19 protein-coding genes, 1 pseudogene and 1 riboswitch are annotated in these 23349 nt (G+C 52.0%); of the genes and pseudogenes, 6 read left to right on the forward strand and 14 right to left on the reverse strand.

The annotated features are described in order from the left end of the window. Positions 1-38: 38 nt before the first annotated feature. The gene (locus SACSAC_RS07235; RefSeq protein ID WP_037284970.1) at positions 39-626 is read right to left on the reverse strand and encodes a xanthine phosphoribosyltransferase; all 588 of its coding nucleotides are present in this window, start codon (positions 624-626) and stop codon (positions 39-41) included. A 272-nt stretch (positions 627-898) separates the two neighbouring features. Continuing rightward, positions 899-998: riboswitch (purine riboswitch) on the reverse strand. A 145-nt stretch (positions 999-1143) separates the two neighbouring features. Between SACSAC_RS07235 and mscL the strand changes: the two genes are divergently transcribed. After that, complete coding sequence (mscL, locus tag SACSAC_RS07240) at positions 1144-1629, forward strand: large conductance mechanosensitive channel protein MscL (protein ID WP_037284972.1); 486 nt, start codon at positions 1144-1146, stop codon at positions 1627-1629. 940 nt (positions 1630-2569) lie between these two features. Here mscL and SACSAC_RS07245 read toward each other — a convergent pair. Both SACSAC_RS07245 and SACSAC_RS26890 read right to left on the reverse strand, forming a co-directional pair. Further along, a complete protein-coding gene (locus SACSAC_RS07245; RefSeq protein WP_037284973.1) occupies positions 2570-2875 on the reverse strand; it encodes a hypothetical protein in 306 nt (101 codons plus the stop codon). Between the two features lie 191 nt (positions 2876-3066). After that, entirely contained in the window at positions 3067-4239 is a 1173-nt protein-coding gene (locus SACSAC_RS26890; RefSeq protein WP_051506940.1) for a hypothetical protein, read from the reverse strand. Between the two features lie 276 nt (positions 4240-4515). On the opposite strand from SACSAC_RS26890, the gene SACSAC_RS07255 reads away from it, so the two are divergent. Beyond that, on the forward strand, positions 4516-5313 hold the full coding sequence (locus SACSAC_RS07255) for a GTP pyrophosphokinase (protein ID WP_245608598.1): 798 nt from the start codon (positions 4516-4518) through the stop codon (positions 5311-5313). 171 nt (positions 5314-5484) lie between these two features. Here SACSAC_RS07255 and SACSAC_RS07260 read toward each other — a convergent pair whose 3' ends face one another. From SACSAC_RS07260 to SACSAC_RS07270, 3 genes are all read right to left on the reverse strand, one after another. Beyond that, positions 5485-6309 carry a M15 family metallopeptidase gene (locus SACSAC_RS07260; protein WP_037284975.1) on the reverse strand — a complete coding sequence of 275 codons (825 nt, stop codon included), beginning with the start codon at positions 6307-6309 and terminating at the stop codon, positions 5485-5487. A gap of 54 nt (positions 6310-6363) precedes the next feature. Further along, positions 6364-7194: a hypothetical protein gene (locus SACSAC_RS07265; protein WP_037284977.1), complete on the reverse strand. Its 831-nt coding sequence runs from the start codon at positions 7192-7194 to the stop codon at positions 6364-6366. A gap of 75 nt (positions 7195-7269) precedes the next feature. Beyond that, entirely contained in the window at positions 7270-10350 is a 3081-nt protein-coding gene (locus SACSAC_RS07270; protein WP_037284979.1) for a DEAD/DEAH box helicase, read from the reverse strand. Between the two features lie 341 nt (positions 10351-10691). Here SACSAC_RS07270 and SACSAC_RS07275 point away from each other — a divergent pair, with 341 nt between their 5' ends. Both SACSAC_RS07275 and SACSAC_RS28740 read left to right on the forward strand, forming a co-directional pair. Then, complete coding sequence (locus SACSAC_RS07275; RefSeq protein WP_037284981.1) at positions 10692-11546, forward strand: AraC family transcriptional regulator; 855 nt, start codon at positions 10692-10694, stop codon at positions 11544-11546. Between the two features lie 584 nt (positions 11547-12130). After that, a pseudogene (locus SACSAC_RS28740) lies at positions 12131-12274 on the forward strand (hypothetical protein); the annotation flags it as partial. A gap of 397 nt (positions 12275-12671) precedes the next feature. Here SACSAC_RS28740 and SACSAC_RS28380 read toward each other — a convergent pair. The 6 genes from SACSAC_RS28380 to SACSAC_RS07295 all read right to left on the reverse strand — a co-directional run bounded on the left by SACSAC_RS28380 (position 12672) and on the right by SACSAC_RS07295 (position 17324). After that, complete coding sequence (locus tag SACSAC_RS28380; RefSeq protein WP_245608599.1) at positions 12672-13034, reverse strand: hypothetical protein; 363 nt, start codon at positions 13032-13034, stop codon at positions 12672-12674. Between the two features lie 12 nt (positions 13035-13046). Next, complete coding sequence (locus SACSAC_RS27530) at positions 13047-13241, reverse strand: DUF1232 domain-containing protein (protein ID WP_156951119.1); 195 nt, start codon at positions 13239-13241, stop codon at positions 13047-13049. Positions 13242-13526: 285 nt separating this feature from the next. Continuing rightward, on the reverse strand, positions 13527-14570 hold the full coding sequence (locus SACSAC_RS07285) for a hypothetical protein (RefSeq protein ID WP_037284983.1): 1044 nt from the start codon (positions 14568-14570) through the stop codon (positions 13527-13529). A gap of 12 nt (positions 14571-14582) precedes the next feature. Beyond that, positions 14583-14825: a YkgJ family cysteine cluster protein gene (locus tag SACSAC_RS28745; RefSeq protein ID WP_084777954.1), complete on the reverse strand. Its 243-nt coding sequence runs from the start codon at positions 14823-14825 to the stop codon at positions 14583-14585. Beyond that, positions 14825-16384, reverse strand: coding sequence for a hypothetical protein (locus SACSAC_RS07290; protein ID WP_037284985.1), 1560 nt, complete (start codon positions 16382-16384; stop codon positions 14825-14827). The genes SACSAC_RS28745 and SACSAC_RS07290 overlap by 1 nt, the downstream gene beginning before the upstream one ends. 16 nt (positions 16385-16400) lie before the next feature. After that, complete coding sequence (locus SACSAC_RS07295; protein WP_051506942.1) at positions 16401-17324, reverse strand: helix-turn-helix transcriptional regulator; 924 nt, start codon at positions 17322-17324, stop codon at positions 16401-16403. 821 nt (positions 17325-18145) lie between these two features. Between SACSAC_RS07295 and SACSAC_RS26900 the strand changes: the two genes are divergently transcribed. Then, a complete protein-coding gene (locus SACSAC_RS26900; RefSeq protein WP_051506943.1) occupies positions 18146-18610 on the forward strand; it encodes an HTH domain-containing protein in 465 nt (154 codons plus the stop codon). Positions 18611-18685: 75 nt separating this feature from the next. Here SACSAC_RS26900 and SACSAC_RS07305 read toward each other — a convergent pair whose 3' ends face one another. Together SACSAC_RS07305 and SACSAC_RS07310 are read right to left on the reverse strand one after the other, a co-directional pair. After that, the gene (locus SACSAC_RS07305) at positions 18686-19192 is read right to left on the reverse strand and encodes an SMI1/KNR4 family protein (RefSeq protein WP_037284987.1); all 507 of its coding nucleotides are present in this window, start codon (positions 19190-19192) and stop codon (positions 18686-18688) included. Between the two features lie 176 nt (positions 19193-19368). Next, positions 19369-21810, reverse strand: coding sequence for a glycoside hydrolase family 31 protein (locus SACSAC_RS07310; protein WP_037284989.1), 2442 nt, complete (start codon positions 21808-21810; stop codon positions 19369-19371). Between the two features lie 413 nt (positions 21811-22223). On the opposite strand from SACSAC_RS07310, the gene SACSAC_RS07315 reads away from it, so the two are divergent. Next, positions 22224-22994: a TspO/MBR family protein gene (locus SACSAC_RS07315; protein WP_051506944.1), complete on the forward strand. Its 771-nt coding sequence runs from the start codon at positions 22224-22226 to the stop codon at positions 22992-22994. The last annotated feature ends 355 nt before the right edge of the window (positions 22995-23349 follow it).

Genomic DNA, 23349 nt, shown 5'->3' on the forward strand with positions numbered 1-23349 from the left:
GGATAAAGCTTGTTGCGGGTTACAGGATTGAGAGCGATTTAGTGTACGGTTTCTTCGGTTGCGAACGTCACTTTGCCGTCCGCGAGCGAAGCGATCCGAACCAGCGATTCCACTCGGTAACCGGCTTCTTTAATACGCTGAGCGCCGCTCTGGAACGACTTTTCGATCACGATGCCGATACCGGCCACCGTCGCTCCGGCTTGCTCCGCGATGCGTGCCAGACCAAGCGCCGCTTCGCCGTGAGCGAGGAAGTCGTCGATGATGAGCACCCGGTCGTTCGGGAAAAGGAATTTTTTCGATACGGTCACGTCGTTGCTTTGCTCTTTCGTGAACGAGTAAACCTTTTCCACGTAAATGTCCTCCCGCAGCGTCAGCGACTTCTGCTTGCGCGCGAAGATCATCGGCACTTCGAGTTCCAATGCGGCCATGATCGCCGGAGCGATGCCGGACGATTCGATCGTCAGCACTTTGGTGATGCCTTCGGCTTCGAACAAGCGAGCGAACTCTTTGCCGACTTCTTTCATCAACACAGGATCCATCTGGTGGTTCAGGAACGAATCCACTTTCAATACTTTCTCGCTGAGCACGATACCTTCGCTCAATACTTTGTCCTGCAATAATTTCATCATTAGTTCCCCCCGGATGTCTGGTATAAGGCGATTGCCCAAAGCGGAAACGCAAAAAAGCCCGCCTCTCTCCCGGTGCGGAAGAGAAACGGACGATGGAAGGAACGACTGCGGATCTTGGAAAAAGATCAAGCCCGGCAAGGGCGAAAGCTTCCGTTCGAATGGCGGGTACATCCTGCGCAAGTGCCGAAGACTCACTGTGCGAGGCATGCTGCCAGATTCGAAGGGGTTAGCGCTATTCGCAAAACGCCGGTAAACCGAAGCGGCGAACGCTTCGGGCAGTCGTTTTCCGTAGTCCGATCGTTCCGGCGACCGGGTAGAGACATGCGGGCCGATTCCCGCACCTATACGAAAAACAGAATAATGGTTGAAGTATACTCCGAATCGGTAAAAATGAAAAGTGAAAATTACATGAAACGTGAGTTTTCATTTTGGGAATTTGGTGTACAATGGAAAAAACGTATTACATATTCAATCGACTTCAAACGACCCTTTCAACTAACGAGGAGGAATTTTCATGGGAATCGTCAAGGAATTCAAAGAGTTTGCGATGCGCGGCAACGTCATCGACCTGGCGGTCGGCGTCATTATCGGGGCAGCGTTCGGCAAGATCGTCACGTCGCTCGTCAATGACATCATCATGCCTCCGCTCGGAAAAGTGATGGGCGGGATCGATTTCGGCAGTCGGTTTTGGAATCTCGATCCGGACATCACGATGGCGGACGGTTCGCCGATCCGCACGCTGGCTCAAGCCCAGGAAGCCGGAGCTTCGGTCATCGCGTACGGACAGTTTGTCAACAACATCATCGACTTTTTGATCGTGGCGTTCTGTATTTTCATTCTCGTGAAGGGCATTAATATGCTCAAACGGAAAGAACACGAGAAGCCGGCACCGGAAAAGACGACGCGCGAGTGCCCGCGCTGCCTAAACGAAATTTCCGCCAAAGCCAGCCGCTGCCCGCAGTGCACGTCGGAGCTGGAGCCGGAGAAGGTCGGGGCTTGACTTGGATGCTAATCGCTTGACCTGATCGGACAATCGCAATCCGGAGAAAACAACGCGTAACGGATCGACATGACGCTTAGCGGCCCGAATCGGGGAATTGAGATTTGTAACGGAACGAGATGACGCTTAGCGGTGAAAAAGCTGATTTCCGTGCCGATTTCATCCGTTTTTCCGTTTTAAGCGTCCCTACGATCCGTTACGGAATGCGAATCACGAAAATGAGCGTTCTAACGGACATGCGATCCTTTAGCCGCCGATCATGGATTAAGGCGAGCGAGGTTTAGGCGATAAAGAGCCGTTCGTTTCGCGCTGCAACCTCTAATGCTACAGGGTCAAGATACTCGGATATTCGGATTCCAAAAGAAAAGCTCAAGGCATCTTCTTTCGCGGAAGATACCCTGAGCTTTTTTGTTTGCAGGTATGCGCGGGATGACCCGCTACGTAAAAAGGGGCTTTTGAAAGTGTCAGACATGGAAATACCTGCAAATATCCAGTTAATTCACAACAGATCGTGATGCATTTGAAAATAAGCGCATATATACAGTTATATTAGGCAAAAGGCTCTGATAGCTTGCCGATAGCGGAAATTAACTGGATATATGCAGGTATTTATTTGAAATTTCGACATGCGAGAAAATTAACTGGATATATGTTGTTATTTTTGGTTTAGAGCGAGAGCAGGTCGCCGGGAAGCGGTGAGTGAATGGCAGTTTGATCTGCCGCTCAATATTAAAAGAAGAGCGGCCTGACGACTTAGCGTTGGGAACCCTTCTTGAAGCGTGAAGGGTTCCCGCGTGGATCTCCTCCTTCCTAAATACGAAGGAGGAGATCCACGCTAGTACCTTGTCAACGCTAAAAGTAAGGCTATGTTCGACTGAAACGCACCTAAAACGTGTGCATTTCAGTCAAACATGACCTCTGATTAAGAATTGACAAGGTATTAGATAGGTCTGTTGCGATCCGGAAGAAGATTGGCTACGATCGAATTCAAATCATGATCGTCTTTCGTCTTCTCTTGGCCCGAGTCCACTTCGCGGATCCGAATCCAGCGGTAATCGGCGGACGGGTCAAGGGGTTTGAAGACCAGCTGCGCAGGGTCGTCCAAACGTACCTTGTATCCCATTCGGGCAAACATCTGCACGAACTTTTCTTCGCCGGGTTCTTCGCCTTTGCCGACTATGATCAAGCCTCTGAGCTGCTTGGGCTCGTCTCCGTGCATAATTTCAAAATGTACGATACATTCCATAATCCTTCATCCTTTCCGAACTGAGCTTTCACACCGACTTTGAAACATTTTTCACATCTATACCTGTCCATACGTATCATCTTGCAAAACGTTGCAAAAATCAGAAAACAGACGTCAAAACGTCAAACTTCTACCCATGCGGCAGAAGTTTGACAAGGCAGTAACGCCGATTCCGAACCTATCCAATTCGATTAAATCTGTTCCGACGCGCAGTGGGGACACCATTTGGAGCCTTTCGGCAGCCCGCTTCCGCAGACCTGGCAGCGCACGACTTCGCCGACGGGACGACGGACGATTCGTTCATCATCATCTTGTCGGTCAACTCCGCGATCCCAGGAAGCGATCAGGCGATCCAGTTCGTCCTGGCGCTCCTTTTCGCGTTCCTCCCGCTCGCGCTGGCGCCGCTCATGCTCGGGATCAACAGTCGGCTCTGGATTTTCTTCATGAGAATCCGGGCCTGGTCGCGTATCGGCCTCGACCGAATCTGCACGCTCGCGATCTTCGTTCATTTTACGACGCTCGCGGATGCGAATTTCGCGCAGTTCGCGACGCTGACGCTCTTCGCGTTGTTCACGTGTTTCCTCAGCCTCTTCGTAGCCGCCGGCTCGATCCTCTGGAGTCGACATATACGAATCCGGTTCATCGGCCTGGCCCAGTTCGAAGCGCTTCGTTTCAAACTGCTCATCTTCGTCCTCTTCGCCGAACGATTGCGCAGCCGGCACGCGCTCTTGCGCCGGTTCCTCCGAATAGGCCTCTGCATTTGCGTGATAAGCATACCCGCTGTCAGCGCCTGCATCATCGGAGCGATAGGTCTTAACCTCTTCTGCATCATGGGCTGGATCGTAGAACGGTTCAGCCTCGCGATCCTCTTCGAGTTCAAAATCCGGATCTTCAACCAGATCGTGAACAGCTTCCGCTTCGACACGAGGTTCATCGGAAGCTTTGCGCAGTTCTACATGCCCCCCCGGTGTATCTGCCGTACCGGCTGCATCAGGCAGGGGTTCTTCCGCGGCGCTTCCCCATTGCCGTCCGCAATGAGGGCAGGATACGGCCTCGGCATCCAGACGCGCTCCGCATTCGCACAGTTGTTCGTTACGCAGATCCGCAATCCGCGACCGCAGTTCTGCAATCTCCTCGGTCAACAGATCGCAGGCGGTGCACAATTCCAAAATCTCTTCTTCCGCAGGTGCTGTATTTCGTTTGCTATAATTTTCGTAAAAGACCTGCCCCATGCGCAAATAATGCACTTCGATCTCACGCTGAATGTCCGAGATATGGCTGTTCAGTTTGCCGATCTCCACCGCGCTCTGGGCACGTTCGGAAGCCCGTCCGGCCCCGTCCCTGATCCGCTGCAAAAAATTCAAATTTGTCTCCTCCTCTATCCCGGCCTCTTGCGGCTCTCCACGGCCGGAATGGCCGACGTCGCACGCTCCCATCGTCATACTCGCGATTGCGGATTCGTTCCCCCGCTTATTCGGTTACATGAATAAGGCAGGTATTCGCAGTGGAATGCCGAATGTTCAAAAGCGCACGGTCTTTCCGGCCTTCAGCCTATTTAGGCCATGCAGTGCCCTATGCTTGTCAGTTTACAATAGATGCGCCGTTCCCACAATCCGACACCATTTCAGGAGTAGATCAACTTGCATAAACCGCTTAACGATTTAACATCTTCCATGTCAGGCAAAACGCAACCAGACTCGACACGACGCGATGTACGAACAGAACCTTTTTCGCATCAGGATTCACCGGACAAAGCCGAGCGCGAAGCCCTGCTTCTGGCCGCTTGCGATCCCGAAGACGGGAGTTTGTTTCCCGATGGAGAATGGGTGCAGCCTCCCTTGCTTTACCAGCACGCTCTTCGGAAGCTTCAAGACGAAATCGAAAGCATTCGCCAGGAATGGAAAAGCGCGGAAGGCTTTAGCCCGATCGAACATATCAAGACGCGCATCAAGGAACCGTCCAGCATCTTGAACAAGTTGGAACGCCTTGGCGCGGACGCGGACGCTGAACAGATGGCCGACCAGGTGCACGATATTGCAGGCATGCGCATCGTGTTTCCTTTCGTAACGGATGTCTATCTGCTGCTTGAACGAATCTGGCAAAGTCCGGAGCTGCATATTCTATGGATTCGCGATTATATTATGGAGCCGAAGTCTAACGGTTATCGCAGCCTTCACGTGCTCGTATCCGTTCCTATCATATTGGGGGGCGCAGAGTTCCGGGTTCGCGTCGAAGTGCAGATGCGGACATTGGCCATGGACTTCTGGGCCAGCCTGGAGCATATCCTGCTTTACAAATACGACCGCAGAGTGCCGGAGCATCTGGAACAAGAGCTCGCTTCTGCCGCCGGAGCCGCCGGAGAACTGGACCACAAAATGCTGGCGCTGCGCAGCGAAGTGCTGTCCCTGAGCGACGAGGACGAACGATCGGGAAAGTAAAAAGAACCTTTTCCAAGTGCCTTCGAACCCAACTTTGCCTCAGTTTCTATTTATCGATCAAACGGAAAATGACCTCGAAAACCATGCAAGCATGGAGATCAAGGTCATTTTTTAATATCGAAAATCCGTTCCTGCCCGGAAAGTCTCGTTCGTCCCAAGAACCATTGCAACTCACTTGCCGCTGTTCAGGTTGCTCTCGTCGAGATACTCTTCCAACGACAATCCGCTGGCATGCACGGCTTCGGCCAGTTCTTTGCCCACGTAACGGATATGCCAAGGCTCGTACGAATAACCGGTCTGCTCTTCTTTGCCTTTGAGATAATGCACGATGAAGCCGTAATCTTGGGCATGGTCAGCCAGCCAACGGCCTTCCTCCGTATCGCCGAAGGTTTGTTCCAGATCGTTGTTTACGCTGAGCGCGGACACGTCCATCGCAAGTCCCGTCTGATGCTCGCTCGTGCCGGGAAAAGCGCTGACTTTGGCCGCTTCTTCTTCGCCCTTGATCGAAACATTGCGGTCGTAAATGTTCTTTTGACGCGCATACGAACGGTAGCCGGATACGGCATACAGTTCGATATTCGCTGCCTTCGCTCCTTCAAACAACTGCTCCAGCGCTTCTGCGGCTTCTTTGCGCAGATGGCTCTTCTCCTGCGCTTCCGCGTCCCCGTACGAAAACGGCACGTCCGGAATGACCAGATCGGAAGGCTCGTAGCCGTCCGGCAAATAACGCTGTTTATTCACGACGACGCGCATCGAAGTTGAATTGGTGATTACATCCTTGCCGTCCTTTTGTTCAAGCGTAGCCTGAAGCGAATCCGCCGCAAACGGGCTCGGCTTACTCGTCTCTTGCGCATTGGCTTGTTCGCCGGACGGCTGCTGCGCTTCCCGGTCCGGCTTATTCGTTGCTCCCGCATCTCCGCAAGCGCTGAGCAATCCGGCTGCCAGTGCCGTTCCCATTGCAACGGCTACCCACCTGGACATCTTATGTGTAGTCATGTTGGTTCCTCCCTGCTGTCTTGCTCTGCTCCGCTGTTTCTGGTCTCGTCTCATTTAATTCTGCTTCCCTATGCGCGCCCGCATTGCCCGGCGCAGCTCCGCAAGCACAGCCTGTGCCGGAGCCTCGTCCGGCAGCAGCGACAGGTCGCAAAGCTCCTGCGAGGCCGCTTCCCTGCCGGATTCGGGCGCTTCCGGCAATCGGCCGTGCTCGTGCAGCACGCCCTTCTCCGCCGCCGAGGCGATCCACTCGGCGATCTCCCGGCCGCCGCCTTCGGAGGCGGCGCGGGGCGCGGCCTTCGGCGCCTCGTCCGGGGCGACTGCCCAGCCGTCGCCCCACGCGGCCAGGGCCGCGTTAACCAGCTCGCCGGGATCGATGCCGGCGAGCGTCAGCCCGAACGCCAGACGCGTTCGGGCTGCTTCGGCCGCCGCTTGAAGGGCGGCCGGCACTTCCGGGCCGCCGCCCGCTTCCGCGGCGGCCAGCTCCCAGGCGGCATCGCCGCCGTCGAACGGAAGCTCCGTTCGGACGAACGGCAGTCCGGCGTCGTTCGTCTCCACGGCAACGTGAATGCCGGCCGCCCCGTCCTCGGCATCCGGATCGCGGTCACGGGATGCTGCCGCAAGACGAGACGACCCGGCTTCGGCAGAAGCAGGCTTTCGCTTGCCTCCGGATCGGCCGGCAAGCCGTATGATCTGCTCGCCGCATTGGCCGAGCAGGTCATACAGGCCGACTGCCGAGCGCCCGGCCAAGCGCTGCCACTCCGCCCGCTGCTTCGCCGTGGCGGCATGCAGCGGAATCTCGACTTGGCGAGAATCCCGGCCTTCCTCGATCACGGCGATCAGCAATCCGGGTTTCGCCTCTAATTGTACTACGTGCAGGCTGTTCATCTCTATATAACCCCTCTTCGCCGGGCGCGCATCCGTCATTTCTGCCGTCTATGCCCCCGGACGCCTATGCGGCGCTTACTGAATCTGTTCGCCTTGCAAAGACACAAGCGTACGCAGCTCTTCGTTGGACATCTCCGTCAACCAGCGTTCTCCGGTTCCCGTGACGCGCTCGGCCAGCGTTCTTTTATTTTCGATCATCTCGTCGATTCGTTCTTCAAGCGTTCCTTGGCAGATCAGCTTGTGCACCTGCACCCCGCGTTTCTGCCCGATTCGGAACACGCGGTCCGTTGCCTGATTTTCGACGGCCGGGTTCCACCAACGGTCAAAATGCACGACATGGTTCGCGCGCGTCAAATTAAGTCCGAGTCCGCCCGCTTTCAGCGACAAGATAAACGCGTTCGCGCCTTCGCCCTCCTGGAAGCTTGAAATCATGCGATCCCGTTCTTCTTTTTTGACGGCCCCGTGCAGGAACATCGGCTCTTCGCCGTACCGTCGATTCAACTCCTCGGCCAACAATTTGCCCATTCGCACGTACTGAGTGAAGATCAGCACCGATTCCCCGTTTTCCCGAATCCGATCAAGCAGCTCGACCAACTGCATCAGTTTGCCCGACTTTTCGGCTTTGAAGCCGCCCGTATGCTCCCGAATCAACGCAGGATGGTCGCAGATCTGCTTGAGCCGCGTGAGTGCCGACAATACGATGCCCTGACGAACGGTACGGCTTGAAGCTTCGCGGCTTTCCACCTTGTTCATCAGCTCGCCGACCACGGATTGGTACATGCCCGCCTGCTCGATCGTCAATTCGCAATACGACTTCAACTCGATTTTCTCCGGCAGATCTTTGCGGATATCCGGGTCGCTTTTCAAGCGTCTGAGCATGAACGGCGCCACCATCGTCCGCAGCTTGTCGCTCTCTTCGGAAATCTGCGGCGCATTGGCGCCGAAACGTCTGCGGAACGAAGCGGCAGAACCCAGATAACCCGGATTCATGAATTGGAAAATGGACCACAGCTCGGCGAGACGATTCTCGACCGGAGTTCCCGTTACCGCGATCCGGTGCGGCGAATTCAGCTTCATCACATTCTGTGCCTGCTTCGTCCCATAGTTCTTGATCGACTGCGCTTCGTCGAGTACCACCGATGTCCAGACGATGCCGCGGAATTCTTCGACGTCGCGTCCGATCAACGGATACGTGGTCAAAATGATATCGTGCTCGCGAACGCAGCGCTCGAACGCTTCGCCGCGCAACCGCTGGGTGCCGTGGTGTACATGCATGGTGAAGTTCGGCGCAAAGCGCTGAATCTCCCGCTGCCAGTTGCCGAGCAGCGAAGTCGGGCAGACAATCAGCTTCGGGCCCGGCGATGGATGATCGAGCAGACAGGCAATCACCTGCACCGTCTTGCCCAGACCCATATCATCGGCCAGACAGGCCCCGAAGCCCATCTCGCGCATCGAGGAGAGCCAACGGTAGCCGCGCTCCTGATAAGGCCGCAGCGTGCCGTTGAGCGCGTCAGGTACCGAATGCTGCGAACCGGTCCGCCCCCCGCCTCGCAGCAGATCATACAGAAGTCCGTAAGTTTCGATTCCCGAAACGCCGATGCCGTTCCAGATCGTATCCTCCTCGGACGCAGACAACTTGAGCAACTCGCCGAAAGTCATCTCGTGCACGGTCTGTTTTTTGAGCATGCGCAGCACTTGACGCACTTCCTTCACGTCGACTTCGATCCACTCTCCGTTCAGGAATACCAGCGGCACGCCGTCTTCGGCAATCCGGCGCAGCTCGTCCAGACCGATCGACGCATCGCCGATCGTCGCTTCCAGATCGAATTCCACCAATTGCTTGATGCCCAGCGCCGCTTCGCCTTCTCCGCTTCGGCTCGGTTCCAACCTGGCCTTGAGCTTCACTCCCGCCGTCCGACGGCCGCGCTTGGTGAAGCGCGAAGGCATTTCGATCCGAACGCCGGATGCGCGCAGAGCCGATACGCCGGACATCAGAAATTCGAACATCTCCTGCGCGCCCAACCAGGCTTCTTCCGGGTGAGGCCGGCGAAGCGCTGCTTGAAGCTGAGGCGCTTGCTGCGCCGCGCGTCCGAGCAGCATCAGCAGCTGACGCTTGGGTTCCGCGTAATGGCGACCCCGAAGCACCAGCTCATCGCTTTGCAGCCGCCAAATCTCGGAAGCCGGCAGCGAAGCACCCGTCTCCACTTCGTCTTCGGCACGGAAAGCCAGGCGCCATCGATCTTCTTGCGCACTGTCCGGATCGGAAATTCGCGGTTCCAATCGCAATCCCAGACGAAGCTGCGAACTTGCCGCTTCCCCGGGCTCGGCACTCTCGGGCACCGCTCCGCCCAATATCCCGATCTGTTCGGACAGCTCTTCGATATCCTCTGCTCCGCCCTGCACTTTGGTTTCGCGCTGCGGGTCGATCAGACTGTTCCACCATAGCGAAGCCAGCGGCGAATAACCGCGGCGGTAAGGCAGTCGCATCTGCGGCAGCGCGCTGCGCATCGTGCCCAGCATCATTCGCATCTGCCCGTCGATCATTGCCGACAGGAACGAATGCAGCACCAGCTCGCGCGCTCTCCCCAACGGAGGCGACTCTTCTTCCGCCGAGACCGCTCCCGGCGCCGTCAAGCCGACAGGCGGCATCGCGGCGGCCATCGCGGAGAATCGTTCCCGATCCTCCGGTCGTTCCAGCAGCGGCTTCCATGTGCCCGTGAACGTTAGCTCGGATGCCCGGCGCGCGCTTACCCGTGCCGCCGGATCGGCTCCCGGGGCAAAGCAGCCCGCCGCCAACAACTCGCGGGCGAAGCTCACTGCCGCGCTCCAGTAACGCATCTCCGCCCCGGGCGCAAAGCCCTGCGCGGCAAACTGCTGCTCGTTCAGATCCGCCAAAAGCATAAAAGCTTCCGAAGCGGGCAAAGCCAATCCTTCCAACGTACGGCCTCCGAAGCCTCTCCCGCGCCCGCGACGCGACGAAGCTCCCGGCCAACGCAGCTCGGCCAATCGCAGCGCCGCCTGCCTAAGCGGCTTATGACCGCGAATATCCAGTTTTCTCACCTGCCGGGTCCAGGCGTCTACCTTCGGCTCCGACGTTTCGCCGGAAAAGCAGAAGAAGACGTCTCCCAGCCATATCCCATAAAGCGGTTGATTCATGATTGTCCCCCGTCTTGTCCGCTTTTTTCGAGCCTATAATCCAACAAGCCAAAATTGCCCTTCTCCCCATTCTAAACGATATCCGGCAATTTTTCGACCGGTTACGCAATGTCTGTGCGAGCAAGCGTCAGCAAGCGGGCCAAAAGGCTTGACGGAACTAAAGGCCGGCATCACGATAAAAGAAACGACAAGCAGGCCGTACGCAAAAGACCTTGCACGATCCGCGCTTTTTCTGCAAGGCATTCCCCGATCTATCCCGATAGACTGCATGTGAAAGGGAACGGGGATTCATGATCATAATCAAGCCTGCTTGCAGCGGGTGGGCGAAGGAGCTTTTTGTCATGGAATGGATGACGCGAATGAATGCGGCACTCGACTATATCGAGTCCCGTTTGACGGAAGAGATTTCTTATGCGGAGGCCGCGAAGAAAGCTTGCTGCCCCGCGCAGCATTTTCAACGGATGTTCGCCTTCGTGACGGATATTCCGTTGTCGGAGTACATCCGTCGAAGAAGGCTCACGCTGGCTGCCTTCGAGCTGCAACACAGCCGGTCCAAAGTCGTCGACATCGCGCTCAAGTTCGGTTACGAATCGCCCGAAGCGTTCGCCCGAGCCTTCCAGCAGCTGCACGGCACGACGCCGACCCAAGCCCGAAGCATCGGAACGACGCTCAAAGCCTATCCCCGGATCACCTTTCAATTCATATTAAAAGGAGCTGCGGAAATGAATTATCGGATAGAAAAAGCAGGCGAGTTTCGAACGGTGGGCGAGGCGTTGACGGTGGATACGGAGCGAGCTTTTGAGCAAATCCCGCTTCGCTGGTCCGAAGCCGCAAAAGAAGGTTTGTTCGGAAGGTTATTCGAAATCGGACGCTTCGACGCGCCGATTCCAGGAATTTTGGGCGTGCTGGCCGAAGGAAAATGGGGCCAAGCCGAGACCTTCGACTACCACTTCGCGATGGCCTCGGACGCGCCGCTGCCGGAAGGCATGGCCGAGCTGGTTTTTCCCGAAGCGCTTTGGGCCGTATTCAGCGTGCCGGGTTCGCCGAACGGTCTTCAGGAAGCCTGGAAAAGACTTTACACCGAATGGTTGCCGTCTTCGCCTTACGAGTTGGCGAATCTGCCCGCGGTGGAAGCCTATCTTCCGCCTGAGGAAGAACGCAATGAGCTATGGATTCCGGTGATTCCGAAAAGCTGAGCGATAGAATTCAGCTCAGACTGTCGAAAAGCTCAATGAATCGAAGTGTGCCGACAGCCTTTTTTGTTTGAAATAAAAACATAATCGACATAGGGTGAGGATTCATATTAGCCAAACAATCCTTACACGGGCTACGCAATTGGAACTTGTGGCCTTGGACAAGCTTTTCCCGAGCGGGCATCTGGTGCGGAAAGTGGAAGCAGCTATCGACTTTTCTTTTATCTACGAGTTAAGTCGTCGCCGTAGACGCTGCCTGAAAACACCGGCTCTTACAAAGTATCTGCTTAACCAGGATATCCTGTCTCTCTTCCATATACGCGTCCAAAGACGAAAGCCGGTTTTTCAAAAAAAGTGACTATGTACATGATGAATACTATGACTGCTATCTCTATTCGGCGGGGAAGATTCTGACGCATGCGACGACCAACAGGGGAGGATACCGAGAATATAAATCCACAAAAGCGATCTGTAGCGACTGCTCGTTGCTGACCTTGTGTACAGCTGGCCAAACCAAACAGAAGGTCGTAACTCGCCATATTTGGGAAAGCTTCGTGGAAAAATCCAACTAGCGTAGGCACCGACGGGACGTGAAATCCATCTATAGCAAATGCAAAGAAACGATTGAGCATGTCTTTGACGCTGCGAAAGAAAAACATGGTTTGCGTTGGATAATCCTAAGAGGACTTAAAAATTGTTCATGTAAACGATGCTTATGTTTGATGCCATGAATCCAAAAAAGCTCGCAAATTGAACGTGGCAGCCTGAACCAATCGCATAGAAAAGAGCCGATTTTCAAAATTTATCGGCTTAAAAAGCAGAATCCGAGACAAAAGAGATTTAGAGCACCGGCTCTAAATCTCTTTTGTCGACAGTCTGATCTGAGCGATAACGCTCGGCTTTTTACATCCTCCGTACACGCTTAACACCTTACATGCTTCCGCTTGAAGCCTAATCGGGTTCTCTCTACAGCTGTACGCATGTTTGCTGAGGTTTGTAGTACTTTGCTTTTGGACGTTCCTTGTCCCACTCCAACGGGAAACATTGCTTCGACGGTTCGGGTAGCACGTTCATGCAGAGGCATATAAGAAACGACTACCGTATACACCCAAATTAGCCCTCGAATATTTAGCACGTTCCGATGCAGCGTGGATGGTTTGCTACACTCGTTGCAATAAAGCGTCCAGTTTGTCGGCTTCCAACTCGTTTTCTTTGCGACTGCCCAGCAGCCAGTAATAACAACTCCATCCCGCTGACACACAGTTCCTCTCCGCTCGCGATACATTTATCTGCCACTTGTTGCGCAATATCCGTTTCTGCCAGTGTGACGGCTACGACAAAATCGGCAATCATATAAAAGTAAGCGGCGTTGATCCAGCATTCGAAGTCAACTTCGGTCATTTGCGCCGGGTCCGCAATTACTCCCACAAAATACATCGCATCATAATTCCACAAAAAGACGGCTAATAAAATCAAAATCTCAATAAACAACGTGCCAACGATTCAATTTTTCGGTTCACCGTTCTTACTGATCGTTTCCGCTTGTGCACGGCAATCTTTGATTACAGGGGCTGGAATCATTTTGAGTGCAAGTACAATACAAATCGGAACGAGAATGATGTCATCCAGATATCCCAGAATTGGAATGAAGTCCAGCATAAAATCAATCGGGCTGAACTCATAGGCAACAACCAGAATCGCAAAAAGCTTAGCGTGCCATGCACTCTAAGATCGCGATAAGTCAGTAGCTTGACCAAGTTAAATAAAAGATTACGCTCACCTGGGATTTCGTATCTGACCCGTGTAAGAAGTCTTAGACGAACGTAAAACTCTGATTGAGATTGGTCAAGCTACTAGATATAATGCAAATACATTTCGTTTAATTTCCTTAGCTTTACTTTTTATTTTAACAATCCCATTCAACTTTTACATTATTCACTCTAATAACTAATTCAACGCTCAAACTCCCCAACGAGGACTCTCTTATTCAAAAACATTAGCAAGCCTACGCTCCTTCAAAAACTTTTTAGAATCAGAGATCGTTTTATTTACAACTTCCGTATTTACGCTGTTCGGCACAGTTTCATCGTTCGATACCAACACAAGTTGAACTTTGCCCATATTAAACAGAAGGTTTACAAGCAAAGCCGTGTTTTCGGTTATCAACTTTTCTTCTGCCGTAAACTCGTTCCAATCCGTTTTGTTTGAAACTTCGACGATAGAACGTAGCTGATCCAAATGTTCCCTATACACTCGATTCACTCTTGAAATAGCGACATAAAAGCGATTGGAGATCGTACTTAATTCTTTCATGTATGCGCAAATAGAGTTGATTTGACCTTCTGCTTTTAAAACTTGGCTCCATGCTTCATCTGCCTTATTCGAAAGCGAAGAACCTGTTACGTTAAAAATAATTCCGCCCACAAGCAATCCAACGCCCAATGTAGCTGCACCCAGAATCGTCGTTCCCAAAGCAATACCGCCGCCTCCAGCCGCAATAGCGCCTCCCCCCAAAGCCGCTAGAGTGGCATTAGTCGCGGCAATTCCGCTTAAAGATGCAATAGCCGTGCCTGTCGATGCCGTACCAATTGCCATAACAGCGGCTGTTGTCGCACCGGCCGCCGCAAATCCGCCAGCAGTTCCGGCTGCTGCGCCTCCGATTCCTCCTAGCAGAATTCCTGCTCCAATGGATACTTGTTTTAATTCTTCAGCATTGTATTCGGGAATTTTCACGCCTTCTTTATCGTACGTTTTGAATTGAGGTTTCTTTTGAATTTTTTCAAAAACATCTGTAAAACTGTTAAAACTCTTAAGAACCTCTAATTCTTTTTTGCCCAACTTGTCCATATCGTTACTTGTCATTTTACTTTGTTGCTTAAAACGCTCGAGGTTCTTGTTATGCGTTGAATCAGCTTGCTTCATTGTATCGTTTGCTTCTTTCATTTTCACAGCACCGCGAACTCCTGTACCTACACCTAACGCACCTGCAACCAAAGCCGCTGCACCGATAATAACTGGTAATGGCATAATCTCGTCCCCTTATATTTTCAATTTAGCACACATGGTATAATTCAGCTCGTAGTACTCCTCAAGACTGTAGATTTGCTTAAAGAAAGCTTCATAACTCTCATCCACTCGACATAAAAGAGGACGATTTTCATAAACGCTGCATTGATTGTCAATCAGATATTTGCACACACCATCTCCTCTGTTCAAATCCTCATAAATAGGCGACTTGTCCAAGTTCTTGCAACATGCTCCGCAACCGTCGCAAGCAAACATTATTCAAACACCAATACGGAATCTCGATCACTCATAAAATGATTAAATTCACCTGTCCAGGGAAGTTTGATCCCCAATTGATTGGTTATGTTTTTTAGCAAGACATTTAGTTCGTTTTCGTCTTGTACCGTTTCGATTTGAATAGCAAAAGCATCATAGACTTCAGTTTCTTCGCGAAACGTTGCAAGATCAATTTTCATAAGTTCAGCCGCATATTGATCAAAGTACGCCGCTTGTTGAATAAAGTAGTTCACTTCGTCGCTAGTCGTGTGCAATTTATTTAGCTTAGCGATCAACTGCTTAACGACTTCATTATGATCAAAAAAGTACAGAAGTGTACAACTCATAATGCCTGTAACCAAAACCCCGCAAAACGTTTGAACGATCTCTCCCACCACGGGCACTGCACAGATCGGAGTAGTGCCTACGGCTTCGCTTACCAAGCTACCTACAACAATACTCGCTCCTATAGCCAGATGTTTGGAGACTGCACTCATCAGCTCTCCAAAAGGTAAATGGTCAGGATTAACAAACAGAACTTTGGCTGCCTTGATGATCGACATATAGGTTTGTCTGATAATTTTGACTGCATTTTTAGCTGTTGTAAAAAAGATGTTGCACAACGTGGTCATCAGACTAGAGAGCATGCCGGCTAGAGCACCATCCAAAAAGGTTTCTAACAGGTCTTTATACTTTACTCGTGCATTCTCAAAACCACGCTTGATCCCATTACTGATTTTTTTGAACATATTACTGAGATCAAATCGCTCATCCGTGCTTTTGAATTCTTCCTTCACGGCAAACCATATTTCGGTAAAGATAAATCCAAGAACTTGTCTAAGACCCATTTTTGCGCCCACTTTACCTGCTGCAAGGGCTGTATCGGTCATAAAGTTCGAACTTGTATAATACGCTTTGGCTATTTTTTTCTCATAAGCTTCTCTTGCCTTTTTGTCTTTCTGCAACATGTTTTCTTTTTGAGAATCTGAATATTCATCCCCATACTTCTCAGTGAAAGTGTCCATAGTATCTGCTTTTTTAGTTCGATTTGTACGCGGGTTTGTGGCTTCCAAGTTTTCTGGCGAATTTGCCAAATCTGTTCCTTTAAGACCCGCCAACACTCGACCACGGTCATCATTTACTTCTTTTGCCGAAATCACATGATCTAAGTCACTTTTTTCATTACGCGCAATCTTCTCTCCCGTATAAGCATCGAACAATGTACCTGCATCTTTTTTCTGACGAATCTCGCGATTTTTGCTTATGTAGCGCTTGTCGCTATGATAAGTATGCGAGTGATATGGTTCTTGATTAGCGTACGCTTCCTTGTGCTTGTTGTTTTTGTAGGTCATTTGCTCGTCTTTGTCTATTTTCCGTACATTCAAAACCGTATCCACATCTCCACCGTGTCGATCCTTCACCAGAAAATCAAGCCCAAAAGATGTCACTAAGCTTTCAATAATAATGCTCTCATACTGCTTAAATAAGCTCAGCATTACAGGCTCATCCGACTTAGGATCAAAGAACTCTCCCGATTGAACTGAAAAGCTTTTACTCACTCCGCACTCCTCCTAATCATGAATTTAGTTTTTTCACATTGGCTCCTTGACCTCTCAACCATATCTCTATGCCCGTTCCATAGACTTCAGCCGACACGATATAGCCTTCTTCATCCTGTGATAAAATCTCAGCTGTTGGTAGCCGATCCAATACAGCTTCAATAGAGGCTCCAATAAATTTAAATTTGACTCTGCGCAGTTCCCCGGCATACATGAATTGCACCCGTTTGCGAAACTCTCCGTCATTAAATCTATCTCGGTAAGGGATGTTAAATTTCGTTTTTAAGCTTTTGAAACTTGTAATTCGGTCAATACGAAATATAGTAGGGAAATCATAACGATCATCCGCCATAAAAGTCACCAAGTAGAAATAGTATTCCGAAAACATGATCGCAATAGGCTTGATCTTGTGCTCTCGTTCTACTAGGTCTTGACGAATATAAGAAATCTGAAGCACTTCATTTTTGGTAAGGAGTTGCGATAACTCCCATATGGTACCGAGCAATCTTTTTCCATGCTTCAAAGGCACGTAATAAAATTGCTCATTTCGGATCATTGATCCAACAAATTCGCGATCTTTTGATGTCACCTGTGCCAATAACTTCCGAACTAGCGAATCTAGCTCCTCTTTACAGAAGGCTCTGCTCTCAAGCAGAATTTTGCATATGGCTAAAACTTCTTCATTGGTAATCCATTCACGTTCGACTTGAGAAAGGTAATAGCCAAATCTCGTTCGATCGTATACGATAAATTGCTCTTTTTTTGAGAAACGCGTATCGGCTAAATATTCCCTCAATTCATCGATGTCACGTTGAATGGTCTTTTGAGTTACGCCATATCGTTCAGCCAAACTCTTTTTCTCAACCATTTCTCCTTTATGGAGCAACTCGTATATGTTTAATAAGCGAAACCCTTTATTACTCTTGTAATCCAACTCCAAACAACTTCGCCTTCCTTCATTTTTTTAGATTATACGATAGCTACATGGACATATTTTGGGATTATGATTTAATTGTAAATGATAACTTTAAGAGGGGATTTAAGCATATTCATATTGCGCATATTTAGAGGTTGATTCAAGCGATTTACCTATTCATGTATTTCATTATATATGGGTATGTTTCATAAATATATATTTTTGATAATGAAATTACAATAAAAGATAAACTCTCAGTATGCGACACTTGGATAAGTAAGAATCGGGGTGGCTTTAACAAAGACGTTTTGCGCTTAGACAGCCGATTCATCAGAGTCCTAAAGATGTTCGAAACCGCGAGAGTTTTGGGGATTGGATACAGTCTTATCTAGCTGTGGAAAAAGTAAAGTTTGTGTTGCGACATTTGTGGAGCGAAAAATACGCTTTTACCAAGCTATTCCCATGCCGGATTGCACGGCTTTGTCGATGGAGATTGTCTTTGAAGTGCTAATGGACCAAAAAAAAAGCCTCGATCTAAACGGATACCGCAGAACAGGGCAAAGAATTCGCCTGTCACGCTACGCTGAAGGCGGTCCATGTTCAGGTTCATGTTTGCTGCCATCAATCTAAAAAAGCTCGCAAATTGGACGTGGCAGCGTGAACCAATCACATAAAAAAGAGCCATTTTTCCAAATCTATCGACTCAAAAAGTAGAATCCTAGATAAAAGAGGTTTAGAGCACCGGCTCTAAACCTCTTTTGTCGAAAGTCTGAGTTGAGCGATAACGCTCAGCTTTTTTCACTTCCGCTCTGATGTGTATAATGGATGCCGAGGAGGTGCTTGGCATGACTGAAAATCATAAAGGCAGCATCGAATTCGACGAAGAACCGCTTCCCGCCGAGGCGGTGACGGATCGCGAACTGCTTCGCAGCGCTTTGGAGACGTATAAAATCACGTATGACGCGCTGGAGCGCCTGACGGGTATCGGGCGCGCGGATCTGGAGGCTTATCTGGAAGGCGTTACCGATCTTGAACATTTGGATGCCGAACAGCGCTTTTCCGGGCTAGGACTGATTGCTTTTTTGGGTATGGGAATCAATACGCCTCAGATTCTTCCGGAGGCGAGAGTGCTGGCCCTTATCGGAAATCTCCAACAAGAGTACGGCTTTACCGCCGAAATGATCGCGCTGCAAAGCGGGCTTGAACCCTCGGATGTCGAACGTTTCCTCGCCGGACGCAAAGTCGCGGCCGAGAAACGTTTTAAACTGGGCGTAGCCGTATTGTTCCTGCATTTCCTGATTCATAAGTAGACGTTTTTCTTCAACGAAGGTTCGCGGCAGGGCCTGATTGCTTCGGGCCCGCCTTCCCTCGACGCGTATTCGCGGTCAAATCGTCCGCCCCCGGCTCTCTACCAAGTTCGCCACCCAGTCGTCAAAAGCCCCGAATTCGCATTCTTCGATCCACAGCTCCGGAGGCACCTCCGGGTAAAACACGCCGAAGCGCTCATCCCGCTCGCTGCCCGGCCGGAATCCGCCGAAGTGCCCCAGCTTCGGAATCGAAATGCCCAGCAGCAGCTCGGGGTACAAATCTTTGCCGTAACCCTCGAAGACCTGACTCGAGAAGGCTTGAACTTCATCCGGTCCCAACACTTCAATCCCAGCAGTCAAAGGACCCACGAACAATTCCACTCCGCCGACCCCGATCAGGAAACGCTTATATTCAGCCGGAAGCTCGATCCCCGATTCTTGTTCGAACGCCTCCAACTCTTGGCCGTTAAACGTTCTTTTTCGCATAAACCGATACGATTCGCCGTTATCCAGCTCGATGAACTGTCCTTGGCTGGCTCTGATCCAGGCGTTGATCTGATCGTAAGCTTCTATGATTCTCCACATCTCTCGTCCGACCTCCGCTTCGCATTTGCAACGGGCGCTTCGCCCATGTTCAAACCTGTACGTATCTTTCTTGCCTATGTATAACGATTTCTTTCATTCTAAACGCTTGAGGCCCAAACGCCAAAAAACAAGCCGGCAAGTTCCCGACTTGTTTTCCGAACGATCGCAGCCGGATTTTACCCCTTGAGTTTGAAAACGGCCCCTTGACTCATATCCTGCACCTGAATCGTCAATCCGCCGGTCTGCGTGTCGATGTACCAACCTTCCTGCCCGTGATCCGCTTCGTCCTCCGTCAGTTCGGTTAGTCCTTCGATCTCCGATGGCTTGAACGACGTGCATACCAAGGCAAAACGCAGCAGATTGCGGTTCGCCGCATAGCCCCGACGCTCGTAACGGTAACTCAGCTCCAGCTCGTCTTCCGCGCCGCGCAGCTCGAATTCGATCAACGAAGAAACACCGCTGACATAGTCGAAGCTTGAGCCGTCGTCTTCGTACAGACTGTAGCTTGTTTTAAAATCCGGTCTCGCCTTTGCTCCGTACACGCGCAGCGTCAGCGTCTCGTCCGTCCGATCGTCCGCATACAGCTTCGTCGCCCCCTCCGCGATGACCGCGCCGGATTTGATGTACAACGGCATGATACTGAGCGGAGCGTGAGCCAAAATATGCCGTCCGCCCTGAATGATCTCGCCCGTCCAATAATCGATCCATTCGCCTTCCGGCAGATACACGGCGCGATGCTCGGTATCCGGCCGATAGATCGGTGCCGCCAGCACGTCGCTGCCCACCAGAAACTGGTCGCACAGATTGGTCACGTTCGGATCGTCCGGATATTCCAGAATCAACGGACGCATCGGCGGCAATCCGTTCTCGGACGCTTCATGAAACAGATTGTAAAGATGGGGCATCCAGCGATAACGCAGACCGATATATTCGCGCAAAATGCCTTCGATCTCCGGCCCGAACGACCACGGCTCCTGCCGCAGCGTGCCGATCGACGAGTGGTTGCGGCAATACGGGAACAACACGCCCATCTGCGTCCAGCGCACCAGCAGCTCGGCCGACGTATGATGCGCGAAGCCTCCGATATCCGGTCCGGAAAAGGCCAACCCCGACAGCCCCATATTGAGCACCATCGGCATCGCGAGCGCCATATGTTCCCAGAAGCTGCGGTTGTCGCCCGTCCAGACGGCCGCGTAACGCTGAATGCCGGAGTACCCGGCCCGCGTCAACACGAAAGGCCGCTGTCCGTCCATGTTCCTTTTCAACCCTTCGTACGTCGCCTTCGACATCAACATGCCGTACAGATTGTGCAGCTCTTCGTGCGTCTTCGGATTGCCGTTGTTGCCGTGCATGACGTCGAGATCCATCGTTTTGGAATTGTTGAACACCGCCGGCTCGTTCATGTCGTTCCAGATGCCGTGGATGCCGAGGTCCGTATAGTATTTGTGCAGATTGCCCCACCATTCGGAAGCCGTGTCATCGGTAAAATCGGGGAAGGCGCTCGTGCCCGGCCATACGTCGCCCAAGAAAATATCGCCTTCGAGCTTGCGGCTGAAATGCTTGTTTTCCACGCCTTCGCGATACACGGCATACTTGGGATCTTTTTTCACGCCGGGATCGACGATCGGCACGATGCGAATCCCCAGCGCTTTCAGCTCCGACATCATCGCTTCGGGATCGGGGAAACGCACCGGATCAAACGTGAACACCCGGTATTCGTCCATATAGTGGATATCGAGATAGATGACGTCGCACGGAATTTCTTTTTCCCGGAATGTCCGCGCCAGATTCAGCACCTCGCTTTGATCCATGTAGCTGTAGCGCGACTGGTGGTAGCCGAGCGCCCACTTCGGCGGCAGCGCGATGCGTCCGGTCAGTCCGGTATAATCGCGCACGACTTCCTTCAGATCCGGCCCGTACACGAAATAGATATCGTAGTCGCCCGTCGAGCAGCCGATCGTATACGCGATGCCGTGCGAGCGCATATCGAAGTCGGTGCGGCCCGGATTGTCGAGGAAAATGCCGTACGACGAGCTGCCGTGCATATGGATCAGCAGCGGAATCGACTCGTACAGCGCTTCAATTTCCGGCATATGCGGCGCATACACGTCGGTGTTCCACATGGTGTAGCGCTCGCCGCGTTTATCGAGGAAGCTGGCTTTTTCGCCAAGTCCGTAAAAATGGGAATCGCCCGGCATATCGTATACCGAGTGAATGGCTCCGCGCGGGTTCCAACTGATATTGTTCTGCCGCGCGACCAGCCGTTCCTCCAGATCGAATACCGACAAGGCGGACGACTTCTTTTCGATTTCCAGTACCAATTTGCCGCTGCTCAGCTTCCATGCCGAATCGGTCTCTTCCACGGTCGCTTCGAGCAACTCGTTGTCGCGAGGCAGTACGGCGATCGTAGAGGACAGGTTGACTTCTTTGCCCATGAACAGCTTCATGCGAAACATCTTCTCACTCAAAAAAACAAAAGCCAACGACGCCCGCTCTCCCCTGCATACGTACACGCCGTTCATATGCTCCAGCGCCAATGCTTTTCCGATCGTCCCCCAGGCTTCCTGTACGATGATCGGTCCTACCCGGTCGGGGTGTATCGCTTCGCTCGTATCCATGTCTGCGTCAGCTCCTTGTCGGTTCGCGCTTCGTCGTGCCGCTTGCTCCGACGAAGACGAGTCTCGTATCGCTTTTCGTGTTTCGGCGGATCGGTATTGCCTTGATTCACGGCGTCTCATTATCCCTATTTCACCTTTATTTCAGAAGATGAATAATGGATGGATCGAAGCAAAAACGGTCGGTATGTACGGATATAGATATGAGGTTCCAAATGGAACAGCAGCTTGCTTGTCCCGATTATGCCATCGCTTTTCACCTTCGGCAATCGAAAAATTCGCGAATGCGGGTACATACTGCGCAATTCGGGGTAAAAGGGAGGGAGACGGAAATGACCTGTCGGTCATTTCGTGATTTGACGGATGGCTTTTGCGATTTCCGAACTTATGACCACACTCGAAAGGGGATGTTTTCCTTGTCATCGACCTCGAAAAATCCGTACAAATGGTTAAACGCAATTCTTTTCGTCGCCGTGATTGTCGTGAACGCGCTCGCCACCACGCTGCCACTGGCCGGCCGCGACACCCGGGAGATCTCGGACATGTACAAAAACCTGCTGACTCCGGCAGGATTTGCTTTCTCGATCTGGTCCGTCATTTACGTGCTGCTGCTCGGCTTCATCATTTACGCGTTCGTCGCCGAACGCAAAGGTCGAGCTTCCGCCGCCGCGCCGGGACCGCTGTTCGCCGTCACCTGCGTGCTGAACATGGCTTGGCTGTTCTGCTGGCATTACTTGTTGGTCGAACTGTCCGTCGTCGTCATGCTGCTGTTCCTCGTCACGCTGATCCTCATCTATCTGCGGACGCGTTTGGATAACGAACGGCTTGAAGTGCTGGACATCCTGTTCGTCAAAGTCCCGTTCAGTATGTATCTGGGCTGGATCAGCGTCGCGACGATCGTCAACATCTCGGCTTTGTTCGCCAAACACGACTTCGGCACTTTCGGTCTCGGAGATGCAGGCTGGGCGATCGTTATGGTGATCGTGGCGGCTTTGCTGGCCTTTATCATCGGCTTCCGCTTCCGTGACGGCGTATATCCGCTCGTGTTCGCTTGGGCGCTGTACGCGATCTCGGTCGAACAATCCGACGCTTCGCAAGCCGTAAGCACAACCGCTCTGGTCACTTCCATCGTGGTCGCTTTGTTCGCGATATGGATGTTTGTCCGCTCCATAATGGATCGGGACTGACGGAAGGAAGCCGCGAAGCTCGCCTTGAAGGGAGCTTGCTCGGGAATTGGAAGCAGTTGGGCGGATTGTTCGAGCGGGGCAGTCGTTCGGGTTTACCCGCCGTTCGCCTCGAACGACCGCCTCAGCGGAATTACGCCGCGGGAAGCCGCTCCCTTGCGGGGAGCGGCTTTTTTGCAGGATAATGTCGGAAGCCTGGGGCTTCCGGCAGGACGAGATACACATCGCCCGAGTTTGCTTACACGCCCTACACAACACCGAACCCGGGAAATAGATTCGACGTCGCTGCGCGGCCGAAACCGGAAAACAACAAACATTTACGCGGCTCGGCTCGGCTCGGCTCGGCTCGGCTCGGCTC

The organism is Saccharibacillus sacchari DSM 19268 (assembly GCF_000585395.1).
Lineage (GTDB): Bacteria > Bacillota > Bacilli > Paenibacillales > Paenibacillaceae > Saccharibacillus > Saccharibacillus sacchari.